The organism is Neorhizobium petrolearium, from assembly GCF_017873175.1.
GTDB lineage: Bacteria > Pseudomonadota > Alphaproteobacteria > Rhizobiales > Rhizobiaceae > Neorhizobium > Neorhizobium petrolearium.
Window position 1 is genome coordinate 165,065 of sequence record NZ_JAGGJW010000012.1, and the last position, 11,571, is coordinate 176,635.

Below are 11,571 nucleotides of genomic sequence, written 5' to 3' on the forward strand. Positions count from 1 at the left end.
TATTACGATAGCAGTTCCTTGAAAATCCTGTTTGTCTGCGAGAGTTCCAGATAACTGCCGGATTCTGCCAATGTTCCTCGGTGGAAGAGGAGGACCCGGTCGAAGATTTCCGCAAGGCTCGGGTCGGAAAGGACCCAAGTGATGGAAGGGCGATGACCTTCCCGATGCAAATCCTGAATGACACAGTGGGTTATCTGATCCTGAAGCCGGCGGTCGAGCGCAGACAATGGGCGATTGAAGATAAAATAGTCCGAACGTTTCAGCAGCGCGCGGGCAAGATTCAGCTTCTGCCGCTGCACCATGGTCAGGCGCTTTCCGCCTGAACCTACGTCGAACTGAAGGCCGACAGACAGCACGTCGTCATAGAGATCGAGAGCGAAAAAAATCTCTCGCATGAGCGTGCGGATCTGATCGGAGGCATCAGCCATCTGGTGGGCAACGCGACCGAAAAGCACGTTGTCCATAAGGCTCGCCGACTTGGAGAAGCGTTGCGGGTCGTGGCGCTCCACCAGTCCGGCCAAGTCGTCGGGAATGTGGGCATGGAACCTTTTGCGCGCGTTGACAATCCTCTCCATGAGGTTCTGGTCCAGCAGACCAAAGCGGTGGCGCGGCTCGATATAGGAGAAGCTCAGCCCGAGTATCAGCGTGCGATCTTCCGACGACACCTCGTTCGAGGGGCTGCCTTGAAGCCGCTGAAGCAGACTTTGATAGTCGGGGATCTCATCGGCCGTCATGAAGGTCAGCTGCTGGAAAAACGCATGGTGCGGCGGAAGGTCGTGGAAAAGCTCGACGGCATTTTCGGCGATCTCAAGGCCCATCGCGTAAAGATCGTCGTTCAGGCCTGTGTCACCAAGGATCTGTTGGAAATAAGGATGTGCCGCAAGCTGAGGGCTATTCTTCATCGGGTGCTTGGTTGTGCCGAAGAACAGATTTTCGCCGACTGTAGCCTGCGCGTTGTAAAGATCGAAATCGAACGGTACGACGATGTCGCCGAGGTCCTCTTCCGCCAACCGTCTGCGCAGAGAGGTTCGCAGTTGGACAAGATGCAGGCCGATCGTCGTGTGGACATCCGGATCGATGGTCGAGCGCAACGCGAGATCGAAGATATCCTCGGAGATCTGCACCGCATCCAGCACCGGTCGAATTATCTTGAGAAGATCTTCCGGCCCCTGGGCTCCGGCGGCTGCGTAATCCACCCAGTCGCTGTTGAGATCGAAGGCTGGATTGCCCGCCTTGCTTGCTTCAATCGCGTATGTTTCGAATTCGCGGGCATTCCCACCTTCGTACCGTGCCTCTCTCAAAGGCGAGTGTTTCAGCCCATAGAGCAGGTTGTCGCGCAGCGTTCCATGCAGGAAGAAAGTATCAGCCGATGCATAGGATATCCTGCGGCCGGTGATCGATTCCGGAAGTTCGAGCAGGTCGCGGCCATCGATGGTGACGCCGCCCGAATCCGGCCAGGCGAGCCTGCCGAGCGCCTCCGCAAAGGCTTCGGCTCCGCTGCCGTTGGCTCCGACAATGGCAACGGTCTCATTAGGCTTGATCTCGGTTGAGACCTGGTTCAGGAGCCGGGCGCCGCTGTCGTCGCTGAGCGAGAGGTTGTTGATGACGAGTGCGCTTTTCAGCGCCGCCACCGGTGCTGTCGCAACCGCCTGGATGCTGCTGTCGATCAGCGGCTCCACGTTGAACTGTTCATAGACTTGGGAATATTTGACCTGCACATCCTGGCGAGCCTGATCCCAATCGATGAGCTCCTTCAGTGGCCCGGGCAAGTCCTTGTAGGCGGCAATGACGGCCACCAGCTGGCCGATGTCCAGCCTGCCCAATAGAACGAAGTAGCCGCCGATAGCGTAGAAGAGGAACGGTGTGACCTGGGCAAGGAAGTTGTTGATGAATTTCACCAGGAACTTCCATTGGTAAAGGTCGTAGCGGATGGAGAAGATGCGCCCGAGACGCCAGGCGATGTCGGCGCGCTCCAGGTTGGAGGTGTCGTTGCCATGGATCGCGCCAATGCCGTCGACGATTTCGCTGACTCGGCCGGATAGTTCGCGGGCTGTAATCTGACGCTGACGTCCGAGCTCCAGCAGCCTTTTCCTCATGCGCGGTATGAGGATTGCCTGAACCACGACGATGCCTGCCGCGATCATTCCGAGCCAGAAGTTCTGGACGATGATAAAGATAAGCGTCGTGAGCGCCTGGCCACCGAGCAGCGCCGGCTGAACGAACGCGTCTCCGGTGAAGCCGCCGAAAGGCTCCACTTCATCCTTGATCATGGTCGCGATCTCGGCGGATTTCACCCGCTTGAAATGCTTGGGTGGAAAGCGCAAGACGCGGTCGATGAGCTCGAAGCGGATGCGGCGCAGCAGACGTTCGCCGAGCCGGCCCTTATAGGTGTTGATGTACAGCTTGAAGAGGCCGTTCACGACCACTAGGGCGAGGAAGATGAGGCTGAGCACCACAAGCATCTGCAGGCGGTTGAGCTCAATGCCCCTGGAGAACTCAACATTGCCGAAGAGCGGAACGTCATAGACAATATGCAGGAATGTCTGGCGTGTGTCCGGATCCTCGAAACCACTGCCCTGGATCGGTCCGTTGACGATCCGTTTCGGCAGGTCGAAGGCCAGGAAGTAGGGCACCATGGAGGCCACGACGACAAGCAGAATCCACAGTTGCTGCAGCCGGGTATTCTTCCAGATGTAGCGGAGCAGGCTCTTTTCCATCGTGCCGTCAACCTGCTCGGAAGCTCACGGCCGGGACGAAAAGGCCATAAGGGGAAGGGTTTGCAGAAACGAAGCCACGGAAACTCCCACCAGCGAAGTAGATCGACCTATCATCATCGACAAACGCGCCAAACACAATGCAGTCGCTGTGAACGAAGGAAAAAGGGTGCGCGACGAGTTTGAAGCCATCGTCTCGTATTTGTCTTCAATGCCGTACAAGGCTTGCGTGACGTGGGTGCCGATGACGTGGTTCATCATCAGCAGAATGAAAAGCCCGAACCAAATCCGGCTGCATATCCATTGTCATTCATTGCGGTTCTTGAAGATGGTTGCGAAGCCATGCCAGGATAAAGGCAGATATTTGCGATTTATGACATGGGACGCTAGCGAGCAAACTTGCCGGCCTGGGAGTTAAATCTCCACGATCTGTCCTTCATATGCCGCGAAAGCGCCGGGGAAAACGAGTTTTGCACTGCGCTCCATCTCAGCGAGCTGCTGATCTGTGCGCGAGGGAGCGTGATGGAACATGGCAAAGCGTCTTGCACGTGCCATCTGGGCCAGCTTGATTCCGTGTTGCCAAGAGGAATGACCGAAGCCCCTGAAATGCTGCATTTCGTCTTCGTTGTAGGTGCAATCATAGACGACCAGATCGGCGCCTTTCATCAATTCCAAGAGAATGGGATCGTAGACCCCCGGATTATGTTCGACATCGTAGACCAGCGCTACGGATTTGCTTTTCCACTCGATCCGGTAGCCGACCGCTCCGCCTGGATGGTTCAACATGAAGGTCCTGATCGTTATGCCTTTGCGGGGCGTGAGCATTTGTCCAGGGCTGAAGTCTCGGAAATTGACTGTCGTGGAGAAGGCGTGAAGCGGAAACCATGGTGGGCTGATGAACTGTTCGACCATCTGCCGTGTGCTCATCTTGCCGCGCAGGTGGCCTGACCAGATATTCGTCTTGACCGACGGACGGTAGATGGGGTCGAAGAAGGGCAAGCCGATGATGTGGTCATAGTGGCAGTGGCTGAAGAACAGATCGACATCGCTCACGCCGTCGGCGGCCAAGGCAAGGCCAGCCTCGCGCAGACCGGAACCAGCGTCGAACAAGATGCGATCATCACCGCAGCGAATTTCGATGCAGGCCGTATTGCCGCCATAGCGGCTAAAATCGGGGCCGGATACGGGAATGCTGCCGCGGACACCCCAGAACCTCACTTGAAGCCGATCGTTGTTCATCTTTTCTTAAAATGACCTTCCGGGCATGAGCCTCTCAGGAAATAGTCAAAGGAAATCAGTCGCCTGACTATCTGAGATGCGATGTCTTTGCTGTCCCCATTCCTTCTCTGTCAGGATAGTCGCTGGAAGACCTTAACCAAAAACGGTCCAAATTGAAGGGCTCGGATTATTTCTCGTCCCCAGTCAGGATAAACAATCACAAGTGCGGCGTCCTTTGTCGAGGAACAGTCGGCTCCCGGCGTCGATCCTTCGGGTTGCGTGGCTATGTTTGATTCTGGGCCAAGAGCAGAAGCAGGACATAAGCGACAACCGTGACCATAAGTCCGCGGAAAGCGTAGGACACAAGTTTATATTTCTGGGTCGCGATCAGCGATAGAACATCCGCATTGTCCAGATATTCCTTGAAGAGGTAGCCGATATCGCCGTGCTCGGCCGCTTGCTCGAAGACTGGCCGATGCTGAGTCCACGTGCCCCAGAACAGTGTTGTCGATTTTTGAGCCTTGCGCGGCAATACAACCATTATCGCCGACAGTATTGACCAAACAGACGCCAACGCCAGAGCGCCAGAAAAAGTTATCTCTATCCAGCTTCCCTCAGAATAGCGTGACCAGTTGAAAACGTTTCTTCCCTCCGTGGAGGAAACAAGGAAGGCAAGCATGAACGTAAAAATGTAAGCTGCCTTCTGGTCCGAGATTTTTATTTGGTCGTAATAGACATCGTTTATCTTGCGTACATGATTAAAATATTCCTCGGTGACCTCCCCGGACGCCATCGGCATTTCCAGCAATTCGGTAGGCGCGCCTTCAAAGTCACTCACTCATTTTCCCTCCGCATATCAACTGTTTCCCTGTTAATACACTCTGGCAGGAAAGCAATCCTCTTGCCGGAGTGCTTCTTGACACTTGCGGAGTTTACACGCAGTGGTGAGGCATGTTGGGGGTTCTCTGTCGATTTTATCTCGTAGCCATGTCGGCGTCCGTGCTTGCCGGCGGATTGGTGTCGCCTGCGGTGGCGGAACCTGTTCCGCGTTCAGGCCCGGCTGCGGGGGCCGTCATTGCGCGCAAGGCGGGGGAAGAAGTCCGCTTCATCGATGTTTCGAACTGGCGGTTCGTGGACCTCAGGCAAGACCTGCTCACCGGCGACGTGTTGCGCACGAATGCCACAGGTCAATTGGCAATTTTATTTTCCGACAGGACCCAAATTCGCCTTGGCCGCAATTCCGCGCTTGTCGTGAAACAGGTTACATCCGGCACCAGTGCCGACACCGTACTTCAACTGCAGTCCGGCACTATCTGGGCTCGCGCGGAGCGCGGCGGGCCAGGCGTGCAGGTCGAGACGCCAGCGGCCGCGGCGGCGATCCGCGGTACAGACTGGACGATGACCGTCAGCGGAAGCCGGACCTCTCTCACGGTTCTGGAAGGTGTCGTTCAGTTCAGCAATCCGCAGGGCAGTATAGAGGTCAGGCGGGGCGAGGGGGCGGTCGCCTCGATCGGCCAGGCCCCACGCAAGGTGGTCATCGTCGAATCAGACGACCGCGAGCAGATGCTCTTTTATCTGCCGCCGCGCGAGGCTTTCGAGCGCATGCCGCCCTCGGCGCAACCCGTTGCGGACATGCGCCGGCATGCTGATCGTATCACCGCGATGCCGCCGGAACAGCGCAGCACCGAGGATTGGGTGTCGCTTGCAGAAGCGCAGCTTTCGCTGGAGGGGCGGGCAAGGGCCAGAGAGACCCTTACCGTGCTCCAAGGTCGGCAGCTCTCCGCAGCGCAGCGGGCGCGTGTTACCCTTATCGAGGCCATACTCGCGGCGAGCGAGACCCGATATGCTGATGCCGCACGGCTGTTCGCAAAGGCTGAAGGAGGACTCGATTCCAAACGGCGTGGTATCGCTCTTTATGGCGGCTACTACGCCCGCTCGCTTGCCGATCCGAACCGGGTCGAGCCGTTGCCGCCACAGGTCGGAGGGGCGGACGGCGCCTTTCTGCGCGCCTATGCGGTCGGCTTTTTGCAGGACCTCCGGGCCGCGATAAAAGTTCTGGCGGACGCCGAAAGACAATACCCGGACGATCCTGAGCTTCCCGCCTATCGCGCATGGCTGGCGTTGCTCTTGAACGATCGGCAGCAGGCGCAAGACGCGATGAAAAAGGCGCTTGCGATCGATCCGCAGGAGCCGACCGCCCTCGAGGTGCGTTCACATTACAAGGCCGGAATAGAGGGCGATATCGATGGTGCGCTTGCCGATGCTGAAGCCGCCGTCAGGGTCACCCCGGGGAGCAGCTCGACCTGGAACGAGATCGGAAACCTGCAGTCGGAGCGCGGCGCCGGTCGCGAAGCGGAGGCTGCCTACAGGAAGGCGATCAAGCTCGACCCGGAAGATCCAGTGGCGCGCGCCAATCTGGCCTTCTTCTATCTGGACCTTAATCGTGTCGAGGACGCGAAGCGGGAAATCGATCTGGCGCTGGAACGCGATCCGACGCTCAGCGTAGCGTTGATTGCCCGTGGCCGCTACTTCATGCAGGCCGGCGATATGGACAGGGCGCTTGAGGATCTGCTGGCCGGTACGGTTTCCGATCCAGCCTATGCCGAAGGTCAGGTATTGCTGGCTGCAGCCCTCTATCAGAAGGGAGATCGGGTCGCCGCCGAACAGGCAACCGACAACGCGGATCGGCTGGATGACAACAACCCAGGAATTTCGGCGCTTCGCACCGCAGTCGCCATCGATAGTTACGATTCCGAAGGCGCCATCCGCAACGCGCAGGAATATGTGAAGCGTGCGAGGGCGCGCGGCGGACAATATAGTTCGCTCGGCGCCAACCAGCAGGCGGGCTCGGCCTCGAACTATGCGTTCCGCTTCCAGGGACTGAATGCCTGGGGCGAATATTACAGCGATGCCGTGTTCGATCCGTTCTCGGGCGTCTCCTATATCGACCAGGGTATCCGGGGCAGCGCCAATCCTTTCGGAAACAGCTATCTCTACGGCGCCGACATCATCAACAATAGCCCCAATGGTCAGGGCTTCTCGTCAATTCTGCAGGGATTGCTGCTCGAGCCCACTCTGATCTCGTCACGCTCCCGCGGTATCGATCTGCTTCCCCAGCCATTCCTGGAAGCTTCGATCGGCGGCGGCATCACGAGTACGGGCGGAGACTTGGGCTATGTCGCCGAAGGGGAAGTCCAAGGCTACAGCAATCTTCCCTTTCCGATCAGTTTCTATGCCAATCTGGAATGGCAAACCTTGCCAGACAGCCGCGATATCAGCGGGCTGACGAATCTCGATATCGACAACAAGGTTTTGGGTGGCAACGTATATCTGACTGCCAGCCCGACGCCTTACGACCGGTTCGTTCTGTATTTCAATCAGGCGTATGCCGATTTCACCCGGGACTCCCGGATTGTGTCCGTCCCTGGTTTGGTTTTGGTGGATGATATCGATTCCAGCACCACCATTACCAATGGTGGAATAGGTTGGAGTCATACATTCGGCTACGAGAACATTCTCAATGCGGCCCTGCTTTTCAGCGAGCAGAAGCGTAAGAGTGAGCTATACGAGGAAGTCTCAAGCGTTGCCGGCGCAATAGGGAGGCTGACGGAAAATGAACTCCGTCAGCAAACTTATATCGCGGCCATCAATCACAGCATTGGAATGGACAATTTCACCCTTCGATATGGCATCGAGGGCGGCTGGATCGATACCTCCCAATCGCAGAACCTTTCTCTTGTGGTACCAGTACCGTTTCCGATCACGTCCGCCGAAGATTTTGACAGAAACGGTGTCGGCCGAATCTATGCCGACCTGCTTCACGACATAACGGCCGACCTCAAGGCCGAGTATGCGTTGTTCGGCTCGCTGATCTCGGATGACACGACCGACACGGCGAGGCTCGATCCGCGCGTCGGTATCGCTTGGTCGCCGTTCGAAGGGCAATGGTTGCGTGCCGGATTTATCCGCAACAGCGTCGATCTGAGCACACCGACCTTGTCGCCAGTCGGTATCGTCGGCCTCCAGCAGAACGAGATTTCATTCGATCCGGGTGGTTCGCTGGATACCTACGCTTTTCGCTGGGATGCGGAATGGACAACAGATTTCTTCACGGCGTTGGAATATCAACATCAGGACGTTCACGACGCCAGCATCATCCTTCCTCTGCAGGCCGATACCTTTGATACGGGCCGCGGAAGCATCGACCGGACCAGCTTGACCGCCAATCTTCTGCTCGGGCACGGCTTTGGATTATCCTCCACGGTGGCCTATTCGGATACGGACGACAAAAGCAGCGCGCCAACTGCCGGAGGGCAGCTGCCTTTCGTTCCCGAATGGGCGGGACAGGTGGCACTCACCTGGGTCAATGAAGCCAATGTCAGGGCTACGATTGCGGCGAACTATATCGGTGAGCGTGTCGATAATGACGGCCTTGATCTCGGCGATTATTGGACGCTGGATGCCAGCCTGACCTGGGAGCCGTTCGACAAGCGTTTTGAACTGGAATTGGCCGCGTATAATCTACTGGACGAGGATTTCACGCTCGACCACGATGATTTCGGCAATCCGATCACGGGCTGGGGCAGGTCTTTCAAGGGTACACTCAAAGTGCGGTTCTGATGGCTACTCGCGGCCTCCCACTGTCAGCAACGCGGTTCTTTTCATCCCGCCGCGTGCAGGTCGCGACACTTGCAGCCTTTATCTTCGCGGCCGTCACCCTGATTACCCGGCTGCCGGGCTGGCCGCTCATCGACGACCGCGCCTTCGACTATCTCTCGACCATCGGAGCAGAACCGCTTCCCGAAAACGGGCCGATCATCGTTGCGATCGACGAGCCGTCCCTGGCCGAAATCAATGTGCAGTGGCCTTGGCCGCGCAGCCTGCATGCGCGGTTGATCTCGGCGCTGCGCGCCGCGGGCGCGAGAGTGATCGGGCTCGACATCATCTTTTCGGAGCCTTCGACTTCATCTGAAGACGAGGCGCTTGCCCAGTCTCTCGGCCCGGATGTGGTGCTTGCGGGCGATGAGACGCTGGTGACATCCGATCAGGCCGATCAGTTTATTCGGGTCATGCCTCTTCAGATGTTCTCGGACAGGCTGGCACTTGTCGGCATCGCCTCGGTCAATCTTCACCGCGACGGCGTGCTGCGTGCGATGCCCGCCTACGACGACAGCTTTGCCGCGATGATTGCGACCGCTGCCGGCATCGAGACCGAGTTGCCGGAACCAGGCGGCCTGATCCAGACTTTCGGGGGAGCGAGGACCTATCCGACCGTTTCCTATTATCAGGCGCTCGATCCGGAAAATTTCCTGCCGTCTGGAATTTTCAAGAACCGTATGGTCATCGTCGGCCTGAGCCTCCAGAACGCGCCATCGATAGATAAAGGAGGAGCCGATGCCTTCCCGACCTCCTATACGGTGCATACCGGCAAATTGGTTGCCGGTGCCGAGGTCCAGGCAACCATACTCGACAACCTGCGACTGAGGACCTGGATAGCGGAGGCCAGCGGAGCGATGAAGCAGCTTCTGCTGCTCGCTGCAGTGATTGTTGCCGCCGTACTTGTTTCAAAGGGCACCAGCTGGCGCACTATTGTCGTTGGCGCGGCCGCGATGGTGCTGCTGTTTGCCGGCAGCTACCTGACCTTGCGTTTCGGCCGTGTCTTTGCTTCGCCGATGGCGCCTTCGCTGGCTTTCATCGGCGTTGCGGCCGCGCAGGCGACGCTCGATTATGCCGAAGAGCGAAAGAACCGTCGCCAGATCATGCGCGCGTTTTCTCAATACCTTGCGCCGGCCCTGGTGGAGCAACTCGCCCGTGATCCCTCCAGGCTGAGGCTTGGTGGCGAGAGGCGCCAGCTTTCCATTCTCTTCTGCGATGTGCGCGGCTTCACGACTATCTCGGAATTGCTGAAGGACAATCCCGAACAGCTCACAATGTTGATCAACCGCCTGCTGACACCGCTTTCGGACATCGTGCTCTCCTATGGCGGAACGATCGACAAATATATTGGTGACTGTCTCATGGCCTTCTGGAATGCGCCGCTGGATGATTCCGACCATGCAGTCCATTCCGTCTCGGCTGCCCTCGACATGCTCGTCTCGATGGAGACGCTCAACAGTGATCTGCGAAGGGAGGCTGAAGCCACCGGTCGGACCTATTATCCACTCAGGATCGGCATCGGCATCAATACCGGCGAATGTGTCGTCGGAAATATGGGATCAAGCAGCCGCTTCGATTATTCGGCGCTCGGTGATGCCGTCAATCTCGCTGCAAGACTGGAGAGTGCCTCAAAGGCCTATGGCGTGCCGCTTCTGATCGGCGAGGCGACGGCCCAAGCCGTGCAGGAGCATTTCGTCGTGTTCGAACTGGACCGGATCGGCGTCAAGGGCAAGTCCGAACAGTCGGTGGTTTTCACCGTCCTTGGAGAAGAATGCCGATCGAGCCTGCCGCTACATTGCGACTTCCTCCAAGCGAAATACGGCGGTGACGCCGCGACACAAAAGATACTCGCTCCGATGCTGATCGAACAGGTGCCAGCGCTTACGACATACTATACCGACTCTATCGCAAACTCCGAAATTGACCCCTGATGCGGTAATCAGGGTTCAATCAATATGAACCGGGGGCGTGGAGTGCTGCGCTTCACCTGCGGACATAGGGTTACGGCAAACGATATCAAATGCTGGCTCAAGTGGATTGAGCCTGTTTTCCTTCGCGAGGAGAGGATGGTGGCATGCGCGCCGGGCTGATCAGCGTTGCGTGTCGGAGGGTTGTCTCTTCTTCGCTTCAGATCCTGGAACCCCGTGCCGCATCAATGCCGAGGTGGCCGCTAGACCTCGCGCAGGGCCTGCACGTCAACGACCTGAATCACTCGGCCGCGCACTGTGACGCCGGTCTTGCGGAGCGCCGAAAACGCACGCGAAAGGGCCTCCGGTGCCAGACCGAGCATCCCCGCCAGCAGGCTCTTCTGGAAAGGCAGGCGAATGGAAGCCGGGCCGCCGTCGACCGGACACCGCGCCAGAATATAATTCGCTACCCGTTGTGGCGCCGTATACAGCCTGTCATTGGCGACGCAATCCATGGTCGAGAGAAGATGCCGGGACAAAGACGTCATCACGGCTTTGGAGATATCCTTCTCCTGTTCGGCCAATTCCCGAACCGCCTGCAGATCAAATCTGGCGAGCGTTACCGCTTCGGCGGCCTGGGCGTTGTAACGGTATTGGTTACCGCCATAGATCAGGCATTCGGCAAATGTATCACCGGGGCCGCAGATGCGCATATCCGCTTCACGACCTTCGCGGTTAAGCCGGTAAAGCCGCACATAACCACTTAGAACACAGTAGAGAGCATCAGCATTTTCCCCCTCGCGGAAAACCGACTTCCGCGCCGAAAGGCTCACCACGGTCATATTGGCAAACATCCGGATGAGGGAATTGCCGCTTAACCCGGCCAGGAAAGGCGTCTTCATCAGCACAGCCCGATCCCGATTGGTGAGCTTCAGGTTGCTATTCATCATCTCCGTCGTCGCTTCCATCGCTTGAGCCGTTGCGCATTCCTGATGTGACGGAAAGTAACAGGTTTATGAAAGCTCCGTTTGACGCCGATCAAATTCCGAGAATTTTCTGCAATTTTTGCGCGCCCA

Annotated in this window: 6 protein-coding genes; 2 read left to right on the plus strand and 4 right to left on the minus strand. The window is 57.6% G+C overall.

The window, feature by feature from the left end; translation table 11 throughout:
• Window positions 1-2 precede the first annotated feature (2 nt).
• From J2046_RS22750 to J2046_RS22760, 3 genes are all read right to left on the minus strand, one after another.
• Window positions 3-2,717, minus strand: coding sequence for an ABC transporter transmembrane domain-containing protein (locus J2046_RS22750; protein WP_210055795.1), 2,715 nt, complete (start codon window positions 2,715-2,717; stop codon window positions 3-5).
• A 411-nt stretch (window positions 2,718-3,128) separates the two neighbouring features.
• Complete coding sequence (locus J2046_RS22755; RefSeq protein WP_210055797.1) at window positions 3,129-3,953, minus strand: MBL fold metallo-hydrolase; 825 nt, start codon at window positions 3,951-3,953, stop codon at window positions 3,129-3,131.
• Between the two features lie 262 nt (window positions 3,954-4,215).
• Entirely contained in the window at window positions 4,216-4,770 is a 555-nt protein-coding gene (locus J2046_RS22760) for a Pycsar system effector family protein (RefSeq protein WP_210055799.1), read from the minus strand.
• 113 nt (window positions 4,771-4,883) lie between these two features.
• On the opposite strand from J2046_RS22760, the gene J2046_RS22765 reads away from it, so the two are divergent.
• Together J2046_RS22765 and J2046_RS22770 are read left to right on the plus strand one after the other, a co-directional pair.
• Complete coding sequence (locus tag J2046_RS22765) at window positions 4,884-8,552, plus strand: FecR domain-containing protein (RefSeq protein ID WP_233470214.1); 3,669 nt, start codon at window positions 4,884-4,886, stop codon at window positions 8,550-8,552.
• Window positions 8,552-10,519 (plus strand): CHASE2 domain-containing protein, encoded by a 1,968-nt coding sequence (locus J2046_RS22770; protein ID WP_210055801.1) that lies wholly within the window; start codon window positions 8,552-8,554, stop codon window positions 10,517-10,519. Before J2046_RS22765 ends, J2046_RS22770 begins: the two co-directional genes overlap by 1 nt.
• 239 nt (window positions 10,520-10,758) lie before the next feature.
• On the opposite strand, the gene J2046_RS22775 is transcribed toward J2046_RS22770, so the two are convergent.
• Window positions 10,759-11,442: a Crp/Fnr family transcriptional regulator gene (locus tag J2046_RS22775; RefSeq protein ID WP_210055802.1), complete on the minus strand. Its 684-nt coding sequence runs from the start codon at window positions 11,440-11,442 to the stop codon at window positions 10,759-10,761.
• Between the last annotated feature and the right edge of the window lie 129 nt (window positions 11,443-11,571).

What these genes read in the sequence shown, in the direction of transcription:
- J2046_RS22750 (WP_210055795.1), bottom strand. Translation starts at nt 2,717, where the DNA reads ATGGAAAAGAGCCTGCTCCGCTACATCTGGAAGAATACCCGGCTGCAG.
- J2046_RS22755 (WP_210055797.1), bottom strand. Translation starts at nt 3,953, where the DNA reads ATGAACAACGATCGGCTTCAAGTGAGGTTCTGGGGTGTCCGCGGCAGC.
- J2046_RS22765 (WP_233470214.1), top strand. Translation starts at nt 4,884, where the DNA reads ATGTTGGGGGTTCTCTGTCGATTTTATCTCGTAGCCATGTCGGCGTCC.
- J2046_RS22770 (WP_210055801.1), top strand. Translation starts at nt 8,552, where the DNA reads ATGGCTACTCGCGGCCTCCCACTGTCAGCAACGCGGTTCTTTTCATCC.
- J2046_RS22775 (WP_210055802.1), bottom strand. Translation starts at nt 11,442, where the DNA reads ATGAATAGCAACCTGAAGCTCACCAATCGGGATCGGGCTGTGCTGATG.